Source organism: Streptomyces sp. NPDC005963, from assembly GCF_040638655.1.
In the GTDB taxonomy this organism is placed as follows: domain Bacteria; phylum Actinomycetota; class Actinomycetes; order Streptomycetales; family Streptomycetaceae; genus Streptomyces.
On the sequence record NZ_JBEXVD010000026.1, the window covers coordinates 45,387 to 62,982 of the forward strand.

Consider the following 17,596-nt stretch of genomic DNA (forward strand, 5'->3'; position numbering starts at 1 on the left):
GCGTACGGAATTTCGGGCGGGCGGAACCTGTCTGGCGTCTATCCCCTGCACGGTGTCCGACCGGCAGGGCTTTGTCTATCCCCGGACGGCCTCGGCCGGTCGTCCCCGGACACCCGCGGGTCAGGTTCGGGTGCCCTGATCGCTCACCAGCGTGCCGATCTTCTCACCCCGGACGGCCCGCGCGATATTGCCCTCGGTGAGCAGTTCGAAGACCAGGATGGGGAGGGAGTTGTCGCGGCAGAGCGTGATGGCGGTGGCGTCGGCGACCTTGAGGTCCCGGGTGATCACCTCGCCGTACTCCAGCGCGTCGAACTTCACCGCGTCGGGGTTGGCCTTGGGGTCGGAGTCATAGACCCCGTCAACCCCGTTCTTCCCCATCAGCAGGGCTTCGGCGTCGATCTCCAGAGCACGCTGCGCCGCGGTGGTGTCCGTGGAGAAGTACGGCATTCCCATACCGGCGCCGAAAATCACGACGCGGCCCTTCTCTAGGTGGCGCACGGCCCGCAGCGGGATGTAGGGCTCCGCGACCTGGCCCATGGTGATCGCGGTCTGGACCCGCGAGTCGATGCCCTCCTTCTCCAGGAAGTCCTGGAGGGCGAGGCAGTTCATCACGGTGCCGAGCATGCCCATGTAGTCGGAACGGGCCCGGTCCATCCCGCGCACCTGGAGTTCGGCGCCACGGAAGAAGTTGCCGCCACCGATCACGATGGCGATCTGGGCACCGTCACGGACGACGGCGGCGATCTCACGGGCGATGGCGTGGACGACATCGGGATCGACACCGAGCCCTCCGCCGCCCGAGAACGCTTCACCGGAGAGCTTCAGCATGAAGCGTCCGGCCTTGTTCACTTCGTGATTCCCGTCGTGATCGCTGTTGTCGCCGGCAGCCTGGTTGGCGTCCGCGCCCTTGTTCATGGAGATCTCCTCGTGCACATACGAAGAAGGCCATTGCCGCCTGGGTGCTGGTGTCCCTGTCGGCAATGGCCTCCTCGTCAGATCTGCGGTCGTCCGGCGCCTCGGCGCAGCACTGCCGCCTGACTATCGCGGCCGATGACTGCGTGAGAAACCCTAGCGGGCTCCCGGACCGATCGCGTACTCGCCGTCTGCTCAGGCGCCGACGCGAATGCGGGCGAAGCGCTTCAGCGTGACACCGGCCTCGTCCAGGATCTTCTGGACGGACTTCTTGTTGTCCTTGGCGAACGGCTGCTCAAGGAGGGTGACCTCCTTGAAGAAGCCGTTGACCCGACCCTCGACGATCTTGGGAAGGGCGGCCTCGGGCTTGCCCTCCTCACGCGAGGTGGCCTCGGCGACGCGACGCTCGTTCTCGACGACGTCGGCCGGGACCTCGTCACGGCTGAGGTACTTGGGCGAGAAGGCGGCGATGTGCTGCGCGACGTCCTTGGCGACGACGGCGGCCTCGTCACCGGCCTTGTCCAGCTCGACCAGCACGCCGACCTGCGGCGGGAGGTCGGGCATGGTGCGGTGCATGTAGACGCCCACGAACGCGCCGGTGAACTGCGCGAAACGGTCGAGGACGATCTTCTCGCCGAGGTTGGCGTTGGCCTCGTCGACGTACGCCTGAACGGTCTTGCCGGCCTCGATCTCGGAGGCGAGCAGGGCGTCGAGGTCCGCCGGGGAGGTCGCGGCGACGTGCGCGGCGAGCGTGTTGGCGACCGTCTGGAACTTGTCACCCTTGGCAACGAAGTCCGTCTCGCACTTCAGCTCAAGCAGCACGCCGGAGGTCTGGTCCTCGGAGATGAGGGAGACGACCGCGCCGTTCTCGGCGCTGCGGCTCTCGCGCTTGGCAACGCCCTTCTGCCCCTTGACGCGGAGCAGCTCGACGGCCTTGTCGACACTGCCCTCGGCCTCGTCCAGCGCCTTCTTGCAGTCCATCATGCCGGCGCCGGTCAGCTCACGGAGCTTCTTGATGTCAGCGGCGGTGTAGTTCGCCATGTCCTTGAGTCTCTTCTCGAAAGTCAAAAGTCGAAGATCTGCCGAAGATCTCACGACGATCAGTCGAAGATCTACGGGTGTACGGCGGGGGCCGGTGCACCTGGCACCGTCCCCCGCCGTCTCACCTACCGAAGCTGTTCGGCGATCAGGCCTGCTGCTCGGCGTCCGCGGCCGGAGCCTCGGCGACCGGAGCCTCAGCCTCGGCTGCCGGGGCAGCCTCGGCCTCTGCGGCCGGGGCCTCGTCGGCGGCGGGGGCCTCAGCAGCGGCCTCGGCCGGCTTCTCGGCGTCGTCGGACTTCTTGTCGCCCTCGAGCAGGTCGCGCTCCCACTCGGCGAGGGGCTCGCCGACGGCCTTGTCGCCCGGCTTGGAGTCACCGGTCGCGACGCCGGAACGGGCGATGAGACCCTCGGCGACGGCGTCGGCGATCACGCGGGTGAGCAGGGTGACGGAGCGGATCGCGTCGTCGTTGCCCGGGATCTTGTAGTCGACCTCGTCGGGGTCGCAGTTGGTGTCGAGGATCGCGACGACCGGGATGTGGAGCTTGCGCGCCTCACCGACGGCGATGTGCTCCTTCTTGGTGTCGACGATCCAGACGGCGCTGGGCACCTTCTGCATCTCGCGGATGCCGCCGAGGGTCTTCTCCAGCTTGGCCTTCTCGCGGGAGAGGACCAGCAGCTCCTTCTTGGTGAGGCCGGAGGCGGCCACATCGTCGAAGTCGATCTGCTCAAGCTCCTTGAGGCGCTGGAGCCGCTTGTAGACGGTGGAGAAGTTGGTCAGCATGCCACCGAGCCAACGCTGGTTGACGTACGGCATGCCCACGCGGGTCGCCTGCTCGGCGATCGCCTCCTGGGCCTGCTTCTTGGTGCCGACGAACATGATGGAGCCGCCGTGGGCGACGGTCTCCTTGACGAACTCGTAGGCGCGGTCGATGTACGACAGCGACTGGAGCAGGTCGATGATGTAGATGCCGTTGCGCTCGGTGAAGATGAAGCGCTTCATCTTCGGGTTCCAGCGACGGGTCTGGTGACCGAAGTGGACGCCGCTTTCCAGCAGCTCCCGCATCGTGACGACGGCCATGGCCGTATCTCCTTGATTCTCGGTTGTGTCCTGACGCCCCGACGCGCCGTGCCACAGGGACCGAGGAGCGCGGCCACCGAAACCGTGAAAGGTGAGGGGTGGCGGGGCGTGCGAAGTCGACCCGGTGACCCGGGTCGCCGATAGAAGTGTACGGGACCCGTACGGTGCCGGGTGACGTCGTTGTCCACAACCGGCGGGTACTCCACAAATGCCGTCCATGATCCACTCCATGGGGGCGTCCTGGGAGACGGTCTCGTCCATGAACCGCCGTCTGTTGGTCCCGCTGCTGACCCTCCTGCTCTCGACCGCACTGCTGCCGATCGGCCCCTGGCCTTCGTCGTCGGCCAGGGCCGCCGGGGTCACTGCCCGTGCAGCGGCCGGGGCTGCCATGGAGCAGGAGGCGGCGGGGGCGCGCTTCAGGGAGGCATCCGAGGGTGCCCGGAGCTGGCCGGTGGGCCCACCGCGTCCCCTGGTCGTACGGGGGTGGGAGCCGCCCTCCTCCCCGTACGGACCGGGCCACCGGGGCGTGGACCTCGCCGCACCGCCGGGCACGGAAGTGCGCGCGGCGGCGGCCGGTCGGATCGCGTTCGCGGGTGGGGTGGCGGGCCGGGGGGTGCTGTCGATCGTCCTGACGGGGTCGTCGGACCCTCCGCTGCGCACGACGTACGAACCGGTCGACGCACTGGTGCCGGTGGGCACGGTGGTGGCGGCCGGCCAACCGGTGGGCCGGACGGCCGGCGGTGGATCACACTGCCGAAGGGGCTGTCTGCACTGGGGTCTGCGGCGCGGGCCCCAGTACCTGGACCCGCTGGGCCTGCTGCCGCCGCATCTGCTCGGGAACCCCGGCCCGCGCCTGCTCCCCGTCATCGGCCTGCCACCACTGGGAGGGGAGGTCACCCTCCCGGCGGAACTCACCCGTCCGCGGCAGAGCTCCTCCCTGCCACCACTCGGGGTCCCGGTGCCCAGTGGTGCCGCCCTGGCCCTGTACGGGGTCGTGGGCCGGCGCTCGCATCCGCGCCCGCCCCTTGGACGACGACCGTTCGAAGGGGGCGTCCAGCGGACAGGGAGGCCCTGTGCCGGGCTCTTGCTCCTGAGACGTCCGAGCAGGGCAACGGGCACCCTCAGCCGGGGCGGCCGGGGCAGCGGGCCCAGTACGGCTCTGGGTGCGGAAGGTCGGATACGGGCGATTAGCCCTCGGCTGGGGACGCCTTCGCGCGGGCCCGACGCAGAGCGCACCAGACACGAGCAGGTCCCCGACGGATCAGGTCTGAACGCCGCGCAGGGCCATGGAAACGGCTGCATCCGCGATGACGTCCGGTTCCTCGGCAGCGCCCAACTCGATGCGCCGCACCGCCGCGTCGACCACTCCCTGGAGCAGCATCGCCGCGAGGCGCGGCTGACGGTGGCCGAGCTCGCCCAACGCCTCACCGATCATCGTGATCAAGCCCCCGTGCGCGGCGCGGATCTTCTCCCGGGCTCCGGCGTCCAGCTCACTGGCCGAAATGGCCACCACCGCCCGGTGCCGCCGATCGCCGACGAGGACGAGTTGCTGGCGTACGTACGCCTCGATCTTCCCTTCGGCCGTGTCCGCTCGGGCCATTGCGCCTTCGACCTCGGCGGCCCAGACGGGGAAGTCAACGGCACAGAGCTCTTCCACGACCGCCGCCCGGGAGCGGAAGTACTCGTACACCGATGAGCGGGCAAGGCCCGTGCGCTCGGCGAGGGCGGGGAAGGTCAGCGCCTCCGTACCGCCTTCGGACAGGAGGGAACGCGCGGCGTCGAGCAGAGCGTCGCGCTGCATGGTCCGGTGCTCGGCCACGGAGGCCGCTCGAATCCTGGGCACGTCTCCACTTTACGGATATCGCGCAAGAGGCAGGCACGATTCAGCGTTCAACGGCCCACGTCGGCGAGCTTGGCCCGCAGCTGGAGCACCGATTTGGTGTGGATCTGGCTGACCCTGCTTTCGGTCACGCCGAGGACGTTCCCGATCTCGGCGAGGGTCAGGCCCTCGTAGTAGTAGAGGGTCACCACGGTCTTCTCCCGATCGGGGAGGGTGTTGATCGCGCGGGCGAGCAGCCGCCGCAGTTCGCGGTCCTCGGCGACCTCGACGGGATTGTCAGCGGCCGTGTCCTCCAGGGTGTCCATCAGACTCAGCCGGTCGCCGCCCTCTCCGCCGACATGGAGCAGCTCTTCGAGGGCCACGACGTTCGCCAGGGACAATTGGCTGAAAACGGCATGCAGTTCCTCGACGCCGATGCCCATCTCGGTGGCCACCTCAAGCTCCGAGGGGGTCCGTCTGAACTGGGCCTCCAAGGTGGCGTAGGCGCGTTCCACGGCTCGCGCCTTCTGCCGGACCGAGCGCGGAATCCAATCCAGCGCACGGAGCTCGTCGATCATCGCCCCACGGATACGGGTGATGGCGTAGGTCTCGAACTTGATGGACCGCTCGATGTCGAACTTCTCGATCGCGTCGATCAACCCGAAGACTCCGGACGAGACGAAATCCGCCTGCTCCACATTGGACGGCAGCCCGACGCTGACCCGGCCCGCGACGTACTTCACGAGTGGCGAGTAGTGCAGGATCAACTGCTCACGCAGCCGCTCGTCCCCCGTGGACTTGTACGACCGCCACAACTCCTCCAAGGAGGAGGGAGCGGGGGGCCGGACGGCGCCACGGGCAGCGCGGGGTACTGCCGCGCGGTCAGACCCGGAGGTGTGCTGTGGCATGGCGTTGCCTTGAGCCGTTCTGCTGTGAGGGGAGTCGGTGAGGGATCGACGAGCGTCTGGGCCAGGAGGGTGAGCGTAGCGTGACTGAACGGTCGCGGTGGGCGAAGGTCTGGTGAACGACCCGCTACGGGGTATCCATCGTCGGCCACACCTTCGAACCGGCACCGAGACATCCCACACCGGCCCTCCGGCGCCACCCACGGGCCCGCAAAAGGTCCTCGACATCACCTTTTCACCCGAATGACCCAGGTCAAGAACCGCCTCGCCGCGCGTTCGACCTGCGGATCGCTTGATCCGTCAACTGCCAGCAGTCGCCATGGCGTTCGACGAAACCCAGGGCGTGAAGCCCGTAGAGCTTGCTGAGCGTCTCCTCCGGGACGGTCCCCGCGATCCGGGCGAGTCGCGCACAGTCAACCGCGCCGCGCGCCGGCAGTGCTTCGAGCACCCGAACGCTGACTGCGTCCAGCAGGTCCCGCGGAAGCACCGGCCCGCGCCGCACGGGTGCGAGCTCACCCATCTCCCCCACCAGCTCAACGATTTCATCGGCATCCGTGACCAGTACGCCCTCACCCCGTAGGAGTTCGTGCACTCCTGCCGAGAGACCACTGGTGGCAGGGCCGGGGATCCCCATGGTGTGGCGCCCCAAGCGCTGCGCGCAGCGGGCGGTGACCAGGGAGCCGCTGCGGTACTGCGCCTCGACCACCACGGTGCCTCGGGTGAGCGCCGCGATGACTCGGTTGCGCTGGATGAATCGGCCCGGGGTGGGATGATCGCCGGGCGGCAACTCGCCGACGAGCAGGCCCTGTTCTGCGATGCGTCCGAGCAACTCGGCATGGCCTCGCGGATAGACCGTGTCCACACCGCAGGCGAGGACGGCGACGGTGGCGCCGTCCGCACCCAACGCCCCCCGGTGCGCTGCACCGTCCACCCCGAAGGCAGCCCCGGAGACCACGACCCAGCCGCGCTCGGCGAGTCCGGAGCCCAGGACCGCCGCCATATGGGCGCCGTAGGGCGTGCAGGCCCTCGCCCCGACGATCGCCACCGACCGCAGCGCCCAAGCCCGCAGATCGGAAGGCCCCCGGACCCAGAGCCCCACGGGTCTGGCGTCCCCGAGATCGTCGAGCTGGGTCGGCCACTCCTGATCGCCCGGGCAGATGAACCGACCGCCGACCTCGGCGATCGCAGCCAGGTCACCGTACGGATCGGCTTCCTTTGCCCTTGTCCGGCACACGGCCAAGCGGCGCGGCGTGGCCCCCGGTAACGCCGCGGCGCCCGACTCGGGTCCGGTGAGTTTCGCCAGGACCTCGGCCGCCCCGAGGTCCCGGAGCCATCTGCCGCCCCGCTCGTCGCCGGGCTCGATCACCCGAGTGAGCGTTGCACGTGCCACCCGATCGAGTTCGCCCGCATCCGACATCGTTTGCTCTCCGTTCATCCACACGGTTCATCCACACGATTGCGCCGCGGAGGGTCCCGACCCCACGCTCCTCGGCCTTGACCTGCCCTCGGTGCGTCGCCCCCGCATCCATCGCCCCTCCGGGGCTCACCCCAGCGGGCTGCTGGGATCCCGACTGGCCCTCTGGCCGTGAGGAACGGGGAGGCGGGTCATGGACGGCGAGCGGCGGCTGCTGAGCCCTACTCCGCCGGCGATCACCCCGGAACGCCGCACGTACCGCCGGAGCTCGGCCCCTTCGTCCTCCCTTGCGCGGGCCGATCACCGGCTCGCCGCCCATACGACGGCTGGCAGCCGCCACCCCGCGGGCAGCAGGATCGCCACCGCACAGCACGGAGTTCGGTCCCATCCCCACCCCGCGACACCGGCCCCGCCCGGGTGGCGGTCCGGCTCGCGGCGCCCTCAGAGGCCCCGGTCCCAAGGCCCGACCCGCCCGGCGGATCCCACTCTCCCGGCATCCTCAGAAGCCCCCGATCCCGACCCGCTGCGGTGTTCCCCGGGCCACTCCGGTACGCAAGGCCAGCGCAAGATCGACATCGGTTCTCTCCGGCCGATCCCGACCCGCCAGATCCGCCAAGGTCCAAGCAACCCGCAGCACTCGGTCCAGCCCACGCGCCGTGAGCAAACCGCGCTCCATGTCCCTTTCGGCCGCCACCAGTGCCCCGGGATCCGCCCGCCAGCGGGTCCGCAGCTCATGCCCCGGTACCTCGCTGTTCACCCGCCAAGGGGTACCGGTCAACCGCGATCGGGCCCGTCCCCTCGCGGCGAGGACCCTGGCCGCCACCAGAGCGGTGGGCTCGCCCCCACCCCCCGGACCCAGCAGATCGCTCCGGCTGACGGGGCCGACTCCGACCCGTAGGTCGATGCGGTCGAGGAGGGGCCCCGACAGCCGAGCCTGGTAGCGGCGGACGACCGAGGGCGAGCACTCGCACCCCGCGCCGAGCACCGTATGCCGCCCGCAAGGACAAGGATTCGCCGCGAGGACGAGCAGGAAACGCGCCGGAAGCCGCACCACTCCTCCGCTGCGCGCCACCACCACATGGCCCGACTCCAGCGGCTGCCGCAGTGCGTCCAACGACTTCGCGGAGAACTCCGGCGCCTCGTCCAGGAAGAGGACTCCGCGATGCGCCAAGGAAACCGCTCCCGGCCTCGGGAGACCGTTCCCCCCGCCGACGAGGGAGGGCATGGTCGCCGAATGATGGGGCGCGCAGTAGGGGGCGGTGCGCACCAACGGTTGACCCGGCGGCAGGATGCCCGCCACCGAGTGGACCGCCGTGACCTCCAACGCCTCTTCCTGGGTCAGCGGGGGCAGCACTCCCGGCAAACGCTCGGCCAGCATCGTCTTCCCGGCGCCCGGGGGGCCATGGAGCATCAGATGGTGCCCACCCGCCGCAGCCACCTCCAGCGCCGTGCGCGCCAGGTGCTGGCCCGCCACATCAGCAAGGTCGGCGCCACCGCCAGGAGAGGCCCCGAGCCCGGTGCCCATGCCCGCCCCAGGCACCATCAGTCCGGCCAGCGAACTGTCCGGGCTCCCTTCGGGCGCCGGGGCTTCGTCCGGGACCGGCTCGTCGTTGAGAACGGCGATCAACTGGCGCAGGCTCCGCACCCCCAGTACGGACACGCCCGGCACCAGGGCGGCTTCACCTGCTGTCTGCTCCGGGACGACGACCTGCCGGTATCCCGCCGCAGCAGCCGCGAGCACCGCGGGCAGCACCCCGCGCACCGGCCGGACCCTGCCGTCCAGACCGAGTTCGCCGATCAGCACCAGATCGGCCATGGCCCCGGGATCGATGCGCCCCGAAGCCCCAAGCACGGCCGTGGCGATCGCCAGGTCGAACCCACTGCCCCCCTTGGGCACGGACGCCGGGCTCAGGCCCACCGTCAGCTTCATCTGCGGCCACTCGGCGCCCGAGTTGACCATGGCAGCACGCACCCGGTCCCGACTCTCCACCAGGCTCTTGTCGGGCAGTCCCACCAGCGCGAAGGCGGGCACGCCCCGTTCCAGATCCGCCTGGACCTCCACCAACACGCCCTCGACACCCACGAGCGCCACGGAACAGGCCCGTGCGAACGCCATCAGGCCACCCCGCGGACGTGCTCGACCAAGGGCGCGCCCTTACGGGGCACGAGCACCGCCACCACATCGATCCGCACCCCACCCGGTGGAGCGCCCCCCTGCTGCTGGAGCCAGCACTCGGCAAGGTGTTTCAGCCGCTCGCACTTCGTGGGAGTGATCGCCGCCAACGGCTGGCCGAACGGCCCGGGCCTGCGGGTCTTCACCTCGCAAATGACCAGGGCATCACCATCGTGGGCCACGATGTCGATCTCTCCGACCCGCCCACAGCGCCAGCTCCTCGCCAGCACCGTCATTCCGGCTTCCGTCAGCAGCCGCGCCGCCAACTCCTCGCCGTACCGTCCCAGCGCCCCCGTACCGTTCATGGTCGGCACCACCTCCGGCACCGACTCTGACGGTTCGCTCCCCTAGGTGTGGATCTTGGTGGACAACCGGTCCGTTGTGGATAACTCAGCCACCCGGAAGTTCGAGATCGCTCTTGTTCAGCTCCTCGATGTTGACGTCCTTGAACGTCAGGACGCGGACCTGCTTCACAAATCTCGCCGGGCGGTACATGTCCCACACCCAGGCGTCCGCCATCGACACCTCGAAGAACACCTCGCCCTGGACCGAGTGCACCTGCATCTCGTAGTCGTTGGTGAGGTAGAAGCGACGCTCGGTCTCGATCACGTATTTGAACAGTCCGACGACGTCTCGATACTCCCGGTAGAGCTTCAGCTCCATCTCGGTCTCGTACTTTTCGAGGTCCTCGGCGCTCATGGCATGTTCCCCTTCAGCCTTACGTCCCCCTATTGTGCGCCAGTCCCACGGGCCCCTAGACGATTTCGGGGGCCAGGACGACCGGCGTGGTCGGAGGACCCTCGGCGAGCAGCGTGCGCAGCAGCTCGGCGAGCTTGGTCGGGTACACCGTCTCACGCGTTGACGACAGTTCGGCGGAGGTCCACCACCTCAGACCCGCGACGCTGCGCTGCTCCAGTGCGGTGAGTGCGCGCGGGCCCGTCACCGTCTGGGCGGTGCGTGCCAGGAAGTACCACTCGTCCTGGTCCCACTGCCGGCCGTCGAAGGGGAAGGAGCAGTACCGCTGCCAGAGCTGCGGCCCCCACTGCACATCGGTGATCCCCGTCTCCTCGGCCAGTTCGCGCAGTGCGGCCTCCTCCCGGGTCTCGTCGCCTTCCAGTCCGCCGCCCGGGGTGAACCACCAGGAGTCGGAAGGGTCGTCGGGTTCACGGCCGTGCATCAGCAGGATGCGGTCCTGGGGGTCGAGCAGGACCACCCGGGCCACCTTCCTCGGGTGTGGGCCCATCGCAGGAGGCACATCGTCGCCGGTTCGGCCCTGAGCCGTCCCGGCGCTCTCGCGGCCAACGTCCGAGGGGGTGGCCAGCCGGGAGGCGCCGTCGGGCGCACCGCCCTCCTGAGTCCCCTTCCCGGGGTCGTGCGCACCATCCCCTTCCCGGGGTGACCGCCACTGTTCCCGACCTCCCCGCATCTCCTCATCGGGCATCCGTCGGCACCTTCCTCCGTCCGGAGAACGCTCGCGCCACGGGTCCCCAGGCGGCACCGGCCAGGATCAGAGCGGCGCCGACCAGGATCGATCCGACGATCAGCCGCACCGGTCCGGGGTGTGACACCCCGCCGGGCAGTTGTGCGAAGCTCTGCGGTCGCTCCAGCACTCCCCCGCCCAGGGGCCATGCCACCGCGTCCAGCCGTGCCTCCACCGCCGTGCGGGCGACCGACCCCTGACCGGGGTCCTCAAGATGGGTGCGGGAGTCCAGCGAACCCATCCGCTCGTCGCCCAGCAGGAAGAGTTGCCCCCGGGGCACCTCTGCGGTGAAGTTGGCGGGCGATGCGGGCCCGCCGGCAGACAGATACGGTTCCTCGATCGAAACGCCGTTGACGGTGAGCTTGCCCCCGTCGCCGCAGCAGGTGACCTCGTCACCGCCGACGGCAACCACTCTCTTGACCATGGGCAGATCACCCCACCCCGCGTCCCGGAAGACGACGATGTCACCGCGTCTCACCTCGTCGCCGTCGATCCGTTGCGCGAGCACCCGGTCCCCGATGTCGACCGTAGGAGCCATGGAGTCCGTGGGCACGGTGTACGGCCGGTAGACGACGGCGCCCCAGGCGAAGCCTCCGAGGAAGAGCACACAGCCGACGGCCACGGCCACGCTCGACAGCACACTGCCGAGCCGACCGCGGCCGTCTTCCGTTCGTATCGTTCCCATGCCCCTCCTCACCCCCGACCGACCACCGGATGACACAGCGGGCTGACTGCTCCCCGCGGTGATCCCTGACCGATCCGTGAACTGGGACGGAACCCTATCGGGGGGTGGACCCGGCGGTCAGCCGCTTCCTGCGCCACAACACGATCGGCACGGCACCGAGCGCTCCCATCGCAAGGGGAGCGGTCGACACGGCCACGGAAGCGGCGGCGTTCAGGCCCGGCTGATCGAAAGTGGACGGCACGGGAAGCGTCGCCCAGCGGTTGACGGGCCACGCCACGACCACGGCCCGACCGACGACCTTGTCGACGGGGACGAAGCCCTCGTTGACGTCCTCCATGTGGTACCGGGAGTCCTTGGAGTTCTGGCGGTGGTCGCCCATCACCCAGATCCGGTCCTCGGGCACCTTGAACGGCCCGAACGGCTGGTCGTCACAGGCCGTGTTGCCGGGGTAGATGTACGGCTCGTCGAGTGCCTTGCCATTGATTTTGACCGGTCCGCCCTTGCGGCACTCAATCGTGTCACCCCCGATCGCGATGGTCCGCTTGATCAGGTCCTTCTCCTCCGCCGACGGCATCAGGCCGATGAAGCTGAGGAACTTCTGCAACACGTTCGGCTCGGGCGTGGGCTCGCCCTCCAGCCAGCCGCCGGGGTCGTGGAAGACCACGACCTCGCCGCGCTCCGGCTCGGAGCCGAACCAGGGGGTGAGCTTGTCCACCAGCACCCGGTCACCGCGCTGGAGGGTGTTCTGCATCGAGTCCGAGGGAATCGAGAACGCCTGCACCAGGAAGGTCTTGATCAGCAGCGCGAGAATCAGCGCGATGCCCACCAGGAGGGGCAGTTCCTTCCAGAAGGAGCGCTGCTTCTTCTTTCCCCGGTCGTCGTCTCCGGCATCACCGGCATCACCGGGAGGATCGTCGAACGAGCCGGAGCCGTCCTGCGGGGACTCCCCGTCGGGATCGCCCGTCACCGGCGGGGATGGCTCGGCGGGCCTCCCCGGCCTGTCATCCGGCTGCTCGTGTCCGGACCGTGCGCCGACCGCCACGTCCCCCACATCCACTCCTCACTCCGTTGCCGACCGCCTGCCCCGAAGAAGGAGCAGACCTACTACTCCCATAACGAGCGGAAGTTCCGCAGGGCGCGGGAGCGGGACCATTCCCTTGTGATCCTGGGACGACACACTATTCGACGCGCGCATCGCCGCCGTCGCCCCGTCCGCCGCGTTGGGGACGGACGCGTAGGTCTCGGGCTCCTCCAGCCTGCGCCAGTGCTTGACCGGCCAGGCGATCACCACGGCTCGGCCGACCACCTCCTTCTCGGAGACCGTGCCGCTGTGCTCCTGATCGAGGTGGGCGCGCGAGTCGGCCGAATTTGATCGGTGGTCACCCATGACGAAGAGGCGCCCCGGGGGAACCTTGACCTCGAAGGTCAGCGCAGACGGCACATTGCCCGGATTGAGGTAAGGCTCGACGAGGGGTACGCCGTTCACGGTGACGCGGCCCTTCTCGTCGCAGCACAGCACGGTGTCGCCGCCGATGCCGACGACCCGCTTGATCAGGTCCTGTTCCTCGTCCGACGGCAGCAGACCGATGAAGGTGAGTCCCTGTTTGATCTGTTTGACCCCGATCGGGTCGTTCTTCTTGCTGGTGGTGTGCTCCTCCTGGAGCCAACCGCCCGGGTCCTTGAAGACGACCACGTCGCCGCGGCGGGGCTTGGATCCGAACCAGGGGGTGAGCTTGTCCACCAGCACCCGGTCCTGGATCTTGATCGTCTGTTCCATCGAACCGGAGGGGATCACGAACGCCTGCACCAGGAAGGTCTTGAGGACCAGGGCGATCACCAGGGCCACCACGATGAGGAGCGGGATCTCCTGAAGGGCGGAGCGCCGTCGTTTGCGGCGCACCTTCTTGGCCAGTTTGCGTCGCTCCGCCCGCCCCGGCCCCTGCCTGGTCTCACTGGGCGACCGCGTCCCCGTGGGCAGTCGGGTGTCGGTCCGGGGCGCCGCGTGCCGCCCCCGGTTACCCATCTATGCCGCCGGGCCGACCCGAACTGACGGGTGTCTCCGTCCGGTCGCTCAGCCCCCGGGGGCGACCGGACCCATATGACGCGGGCGCCTCCGGTACGCGGGCGAAGGCCGAGGTCCGTTCCACGGACGTCCAGTGCCCGACGGGCCAGACGATCCAGTCGGCCCGTCCCACGACCTTCTCCACCGGGACCATGCCCCCGCCCGGGCTGCCGAGATGATCACGGGAGTCACTGGAGTCGCTCCGGTGATCCCCCATCACCCAGAGGGTCCCCTCCGGGACGACGATGTCGAACGCAACCTCGGAGGCCGTATCGCCGGGATGCAGATAGTCCTCATCAACTGCCGTGCCGTTCACCTGGACCCTGCCCCCTTTGTCACAGCAGACCACCCGGTCACCACCCACACCGACCACACGCTTCACGTAGTCCGTGTCGGCCGGGTCGGCGAGGCCGATCGCCGTGAGCACGCCCCGTGCCGCGGTGCTGACCGGATTCTCTTCCAAGTCTTCCCGAACGAACGAGCCCCTACCGTCGAAGACGATCACATCTCCGCGCTCGGGTTCCGCCCCGAAACGGTACGCCAACTTGTTGGCGAGGACACGATCACCAGGGCGGAGCGTCGGCGTCATGGAACCGCTGGGGATCTGGAAGGGCTGGGCCACGAAGTGGCTGAGCAGCAGCACCACACTGACGAGGGCCACCGTCAGGAGAGCGGTTCGACGCCAGGAGAACGCGCCGAAGCGCACCCGACGGGAAGCTCCGACCTCTGATCCGTCGGCTCCAGCGGCGTCGGTCGCCCCGAGCTTCCCCTCGCCGCCCACCGACTGTGACCCCTGCGCCGACTCGCCCGTTCCGGGGTCGTGGGAGGGGTCGCGCTCGGTGTGCTTCGCTTCGGTGTCCATCGAGGGCGAAGCCTATCCGGCCCCGCTGTGGAGACGGATGGAGAGCGAGTGGGGGCACGTGAACAGCGCTGTGACCGGGGAAAACGCAAAACCGGGCCACCGCAGTGCGGTGGCCCGGTTGCCGTCGGCGCCCGGCAGGCGCGACGGCTTAGTTGTCGCGCTTCTCCTTGATCTTCGCGGCCTTGCCGCGCAGCTCACGGAGGTAGTACAGCTTGGCGCGGCGGACGTCACCGCGCGTGACCAGCTCGATCTTCTCGAAGATCGGGCTGTGCACCGGGAAGGTGCGCTCGACACCGACGGAGAAGGAGACCTTGCGAACGGTGAAGGTCTCGCTGACGCCGGCACCCTGGCGACGAATGACGACACCCTTGAACTGCTGGATACGGGAGCGGTTGCCCTCGATGACGCGAACGTGGACGTTCACGGTGTCACCGGGACGGAAGGCCGGAACGTCGGTCCGCAGCGAGGCGGAGTTGACGACGTCGAGCACGTGCGACATGTTCGTCTGCTTTCTTCGCGATGCCACAGGTCATCAGCGGGAGAGAGGATGAGATTCGGAGGGCCGCTGCGTCGAAGCGGGCGTCGTGTCCCCCTGTGGCAGGGGCGCACGCCGGACGTACGGCAGCTGCCTATTCTTCCATGGCTCCTGGCCTGCGCCAAAATCCGCCGTCGGCCACCGGCGCCCAGCCCAGGATGGAGAGGATCTCCCGGTCCTTCTTGTCGAACTCCGCCGGGTCACGGCGTTCGAGCAGATCGGGACGGTTGAGGGCGGTGCGGCGCAATGCCTCGTCCCGCCGCCAGCGGGCGATCTTGCCGTGGTGCCCACTGACCAGTACGTCCGGGATGCTGCGGTCCCGCCAGGTCGGGGGCTTGGTGTAGACGGGCCCCTCCAGCAGGTTGGCCATGGCACCGGGTGCGAAGGAGTCGTCGCGATGGGACTCGGCGTTGCCGAGGACACCCGGCAACAGCCGGGCCACCGCCTCGGTCATCACGAGCACGGCCGCTTCGCCACCCGCGAGGACGTAGTCCCCGATGGAGACCTCGTACACCGGCATCCGGGTGGCGTACTCGTCGATGACCCTGCGGTCGATTCCCTCGTAGCGCGCCGGGGTGAAGATCAACCAGGGGCGGGTGGAGAGCTCCACGGCGACTTCCTGGGTGAACGGCCGGCCGCTGGGCGTGGGGACCACCAGGACGGGTCCCTGTGCTCCGGCCTCAAAGCCGTCGGCCAGGGCGTCGTCGAGTGCCTCGCCCCAGGGCTCGGTCTTCATGACCATGCCCGGACCGCCGCCGTAGGGGGTGTCGTCGACCGTGTTGTGTCGGTCGTGGGTCCATCGGCGCAGATCGTGCACCCGGACGTCGAGCTGACCGCGGGCGCGGGCCTTGCCGACGAGGGAGACGTTCAGGGGTTCCAGGTACTCGGGAAAGATCGTGATGACGTCGAGCCGCATCAGACATCGCCCTCGGCGGCACGGTGGCCATCGCCCGGGGATTCCTCGCGGCCCGGCCCGGCGGCTGCGTCGTCACGGGCGGAGGCGATCTCCGCGCGGTCGTCGATCAACCCGGGGGGCGGGTCGATCACGGCGCGCTGCTCGTCGAGGTCGATCTCGACGACGATCTCCTCCACGAAGGGGATCATCGTCTCGCTGCCGTCCTCGCGCTCCACGATCAGCAGGTCCTGAGAAGCGAGATGGCTGATCTCCGTGATGCGGCCCACCTCGGTGCCGTCGACGGTGACCACATCGAGGTCGATGAGCTGGTGGTCGTAGAACTCGTCCGGGTCCTCGGGCTGCTCCTCGGGGTCCACGTCCGCGATCAGCAGGGTGTTCCGCAGTGCCTCGGCTCCGGTTCGATCCCGTACGCCGGCGAATCGCAGCAACAGCCGTCCGCTGTGCACCCGGCCGGTTTCGATCGTCAGCGGTCCGATACCGGCCGGCTCGGTGGCCAGTACCGCCCCGGGGGCGAGCCGCTGTTCCGGCTCGTCCGTACGCACCTCGACGGTGACCTCGCCCTTGATGCCGTGGGCGCGGCCGATCCGGGCGACTACCAACTGCACTTCGCACTCTCTCCTGTCACGGTCCTCAGAAGAGCACCAACTGACGTCTACGGACATCGACGGACACCCGTGGTGATGCGCCACTGCCCGTGGGACTGCGGTACGGCCGGGATCCAGTCGGTGGTCACCGCGTGGATCCGAACGACCGCGGGGGTCGGTACGACTACGGGCCGGGAACGGCCAGGAGGCCATCCCCGGCCCGAGCCGGTGTTTCACTGGATCAGCGGACCTGGTCCACGTCGACAAGGTCGACACGGATGCCACGGCCGCCGATGGCGCCCACGACGGTACGGAGGGCGCGGGCGGTACGGCCGTTCCGGCCGATCACCTTACCGAGATCATCGGGGTGAACCCGGACCTCAAGCACCCGTCCGCGGCGCAGGTTGCGCGAGGCGACCTGCACATCGTCGGGGTTGTCGACGATGCCCTTCACGAGGTGCTCAAGAGCCTCCTCGAGCATGCTCAGGCCTCAGTCGACTCAGCGGCGGACGCAGAGGTGTCTGCTGCCTCGTCCGCCTTCTTGTCGCTCTTCTTCGCCTTCGGCGTGATGGCCTCGCCCTTGGGCTCGCCGCCCTCAAGGGCCTTGGCGAACTCGTCGAACGCGGCGCGCTTGTTCGCCTTGGGCTCGGCCACGAGCAGCGGCGCCGGGGCCGGCAGGCCCTTGTGCTTCTGCCAGTCACCCGTGAGCTTCAGGATCGCGAGGACGGGCTCGGTCGGCTGCGCGCCGACGGAGAGCCAGTACTGCGCGCGCTCCGAGTCGACCTCGATGCGGGAGGGGTTCTGCACCGGGTGGTACAGGCCGATCTCCTCGATGGCCCGGCCGTCACGGCGGGTACGGGAGTCGGCGACGACGATGCGGTAGTGAGGCGAACGGATCTTGCCCAGACGCTTCAGCTTGATCTTGACTGCCACGGAAGTGGTGTCTCCTGGTCTTGACGTGGTTGGGCACAACAAGATGCCACGTGGGGTTGCGGCACTCAGGTGCCCGATGGACGCGTCAGCCGGAGGAGAGAGGGGTCCTGGTCGGCCGTCGAGTACAGCTGTTCATTGTGCCACACGCCGACTGCGCGCTTCCCCCGGACCTGCACCGCCCCCGTCGGACGGCCGGA

The 17,596-nt window shown here is 69.0% G+C and carries 18 protein-coding genes and 2 pseudogenes; 1 reads left to right on the forward strand and 19 read right to left on the reverse strand.

The window, feature by feature from the left end; all coding sequences use genetic code 11:
• Positions 1–120: 120 nt before the first annotated feature.
• The 3 genes from pyrH to rpsB all read right to left on the reverse strand — a co-directional run bounded on the left by pyrH (position 121) and on the right by rpsB (position 3,031).
• On the reverse strand, positions 121–915 hold the full coding sequence (gene pyrH / locus ABZ348_RS27755) for a UMP kinase (protein WP_358937572.1): 795 nt from the start codon (positions 913–915) through the stop codon (positions 121–123).
• Positions 916–1,107: 192 nt separating this feature from the next.
• On the reverse strand, positions 1,108–1,953 hold the full coding sequence (tsf, locus tag ABZ348_RS27760; RefSeq protein ID WP_358937574.1) for a translation elongation factor Ts: 846 nt from the start codon (positions 1,951–1,953) through the stop codon (positions 1,108–1,110).
• Positions 1,954–2,098: 145 nt separating this feature from the next.
• Positions 2,099–3,031 (reverse strand): 30S ribosomal protein S2, encoded by a 933-nt coding sequence (rpsB, locus tag ABZ348_RS27765; protein WP_358937576.1) that lies wholly within the window; start codon positions 3,029–3,031, stop codon positions 2,099–2,101.
• Positions 3,032–3,260: 229 nt separating this feature from the next.
• On the opposite strand from rpsB, the pseudogene ABZ348_RS27770 reads away from it, so the two are divergent.
• A pseudogene (locus ABZ348_RS27770) lies at positions 3,261–3,908 on the forward strand (peptidoglycan DD-metalloendopeptidase family protein); the annotation flags it as partial.
• Between the two features lie 384 nt (positions 3,909–4,292).
• Here ABZ348_RS27770 and ABZ348_RS27775 read toward each other — a convergent pair.
• The 16 genes and pseudogenes from ABZ348_RS27775 to rpsP form a co-directional block, all read right to left on the reverse strand.
• On the reverse strand, positions 4,293–4,850 hold the full coding sequence (locus tag ABZ348_RS27775) for a helix-turn-helix domain-containing protein (protein ID WP_358937678.1): 558 nt from the start codon (positions 4,848–4,850) through the stop codon (positions 4,293–4,295).
• 71 nt (positions 4,851–4,921) lie between these two features.
• Positions 4,922–5,758 (reverse strand): RNA polymerase sigma factor WhiG, encoded by an 837-nt coding sequence (gene whiG / locus ABZ348_RS27780; protein ID WP_358937578.1) that lies wholly within the window; start codon positions 5,756–5,758, stop codon positions 4,922–4,924.
• Positions 5,759–6,008: 250 nt separating this feature from the next.
• The gene (gene dprA, locus ABZ348_RS27785) at positions 6,009–7,190 is read right to left on the reverse strand and encodes a DNA-processing protein DprA (RefSeq protein ID WP_358937580.1); all 1,182 of its coding nucleotides are present in this window, start codon (positions 7,188–7,190) and stop codon (positions 6,009–6,011) included.
• Positions 7,191–7,668: 478 nt separating this feature from the next.
• Positions 7,669–9,285, reverse strand: a complete 1,617-nt coding sequence (locus tag ABZ348_RS27790; protein WP_358937582.1) for a YifB family Mg chelatase-like AAA ATPase — start codon at positions 9,283–9,285, stop codon at positions 7,669–7,671.
• Positions 9,285–9,647, reverse strand: coding sequence for a YraN family protein (locus ABZ348_RS27795; RefSeq protein ID WP_358937584.1), 363 nt, complete (start codon positions 9,645–9,647; stop codon positions 9,285–9,287). Before ABZ348_RS27795 ends, ABZ348_RS27790 begins: the two co-directional genes overlap by 1 nt.
• Positions 9,648–9,732: 85 nt before the next feature.
• Entirely contained in the window at positions 9,733–10,041 is a 309-nt protein-coding gene (locus ABZ348_RS27800; RefSeq protein ID WP_003965949.1) for a DUF2469 domain-containing protein, read from the reverse strand.
• A 55-nt stretch (positions 10,042–10,096) separates the two neighbouring features.
• On the reverse strand, positions 10,097–10,585 hold the full coding sequence (locus ABZ348_RS27805; protein WP_358937680.1) for an NUDIX hydrolase: 489 nt from the start codon (positions 10,583–10,585) through the stop codon (positions 10,097–10,099).
• Positions 10,586–10,772: 187 nt separating this feature from the next.
• Positions 10,773–11,507: a signal peptidase I gene (lepB, locus tag ABZ348_RS27810; RefSeq protein WP_358937586.1), complete on the reverse strand. Its 735-nt coding sequence runs from the start codon at positions 11,505–11,507 to the stop codon at positions 10,773–10,775.
• A gap of 94 nt (positions 11,508–11,601) precedes the next feature.
• Positions 11,602–12,549: a signal peptidase I gene (gene lepB, locus ABZ348_RS27815; protein WP_358937682.1), complete on the reverse strand. Its 948-nt coding sequence runs from the start codon at positions 12,547–12,549 to the stop codon at positions 11,602–11,604.
• Positions 12,509–13,530: pseudogene (gene lepB, locus ABZ348_RS27820) on the reverse strand (signal peptidase I). The gene lepB (ABZ348_RS27815) and the pseudogene lepB (ABZ348_RS27820) overlap by 41 nt, the downstream one beginning before the upstream one ends.
• Complete coding sequence (gene lepB, locus ABZ348_RS27825) at positions 13,523–14,431, reverse strand: signal peptidase I (protein WP_358937588.1); 909 nt, start codon at positions 14,429–14,431, stop codon at positions 13,523–13,525. The pseudogene lepB (ABZ348_RS27820) and the gene lepB (ABZ348_RS27825) overlap by 8 nt, the downstream one beginning before the upstream one ends.
• Positions 14,432–14,579: 148 nt before the next feature.
• Positions 14,580–14,930, reverse strand: a complete 351-nt coding sequence (rplS, locus tag ABZ348_RS27830; RefSeq protein WP_329023743.1) for a 50S ribosomal protein L19 — start codon at positions 14,928–14,930, stop codon at positions 14,580–14,582.
• 130 nt (positions 14,931–15,060) lie between these two features.
• Positions 15,061–15,882, reverse strand: a complete 822-nt coding sequence (gene trmD / locus ABZ348_RS27835) for a tRNA (guanosine(37)-N1)-methyltransferase TrmD (RefSeq protein WP_358937590.1) — start codon at positions 15,880–15,882, stop codon at positions 15,061–15,063.
• Positions 15,882–16,487, reverse strand: coding sequence for a ribosome maturation factor RimM (gene rimM, locus ABZ348_RS27840; protein ID WP_358937592.1), 606 nt, complete (start codon positions 16,485–16,487; stop codon positions 15,882–15,884). Before rimM ends, trmD begins: the two co-directional genes overlap by 1 nt.
• A gap of 220 nt (positions 16,488–16,707) precedes the next feature.
• The gene (locus ABZ348_RS27845) at positions 16,708–16,947 is read right to left on the reverse strand and encodes an RNA-binding protein (protein WP_005311361.1); all 240 of its coding nucleotides are present in this window, start codon (positions 16,945–16,947) and stop codon (positions 16,708–16,710) included.
• Between the two features lie 2 nt (positions 16,948–16,949).
• Positions 16,950–17,399: a 30S ribosomal protein S16 gene (gene rpsP / locus ABZ348_RS27850; protein ID WP_358937593.1), complete on the reverse strand. Its 450-nt coding sequence runs from the start codon at positions 17,397–17,399 to the stop codon at positions 16,950–16,952.
• Positions 17,400–17,596: the final 197 nt, after the last annotated feature.

What these genes read in the sequence shown, in the direction of transcription:
- pyrH (WP_358937572.1), bottom strand. Translation starts at nt 915, where the DNA reads ATGAACAAGGGCGCGGACGCCAACCAGGCTGCCGGCGACAACAGCGAT.
- tsf (WP_358937574.1), bottom strand. Translation starts at nt 1,953, where the DNA reads ATGGCGAACTACACCGCCGCTGACATCAAGAAGCTCCGTGAGCTGACC.
- ABZ348_RS27845 (WP_005311361.1), bottom strand. Translation starts at nt 16,947, where the DNA reads ATGCTCGAGGAGGCTCTTGAGCACCTCGTGAAGGGCATCGTCGACAAC.
- lepB (WP_358937588.1), bottom strand. Translation starts at nt 14,431, where the DNA reads ATGGACACCGAAGCGAAGCACACCGAGCGCGACCCCTCCCACGACCCC.
- dprA (WP_358937580.1), bottom strand. Translation starts at nt 7,190, where the DNA reads ATGAACGGAGAGCAAACGATGTCGGATGCGGGCGAACTCGATCGGGTG.
- ABZ348_RS27795 (WP_358937584.1), bottom strand. Translation starts at nt 9,647, where the DNA reads ATGAACGGTACGGGGGCGCTGGGACGGTACGGCGAGGAGTTGGCGGCG.
- ABZ348_RS27800 (WP_003965949.1), bottom strand. Translation starts at nt 10,041, where the DNA reads ATGAGCGCCGAGGACCTCGAAAAGTACGAGACCGAGATGGAGCTGAAG.
- ABZ348_RS27805 (WP_358937680.1), bottom strand. Translation starts at nt 10,585, where the DNA reads ATGGGCCCACACCCGAGGAAGGTGGCCCGGGTGGTCCTGCTCGACCCC.
- whiG (WP_358937578.1), bottom strand. Translation starts at nt 5,758, where the DNA reads ATGCCACAGCACACCTCCGGGTCTGACCGCGCGGCAGTACCCCGCGCT.
- lepB (WP_358937586.1), bottom strand. Translation starts at nt 11,507, where the DNA reads ATGGGAACGATACGAACGGAAGACGGCCGCGGTCGGCTCGGCAGTGTG.
- rplS (WP_329023743.1), bottom strand. Translation starts at nt 14,930, where the DNA reads ATGTCGCACGTGCTCGACGTCGTCAACTCCGCCTCGCTGCGGACCGAC.
- ABZ348_RS27790 (WP_358937582.1), bottom strand. Translation starts at nt 9,285, where the DNA reads ATGGCGTTCGCACGGGCCTGTTCCGTGGCGCTCGTGGGTGTCGAGGGC.
- rpsB (WP_358937576.1), bottom strand. Translation starts at nt 3,031, where the DNA reads ATGGCCGTCGTCACGATGCGGGAGCTGCTGGAAAGCGGCGTCCACTTC.
- trmD (WP_358937590.1), bottom strand. Translation starts at nt 15,882, where the DNA reads ATGCGGCTCGACGTCATCACGATCTTTCCCGAGTACCTGGAACCCCTG.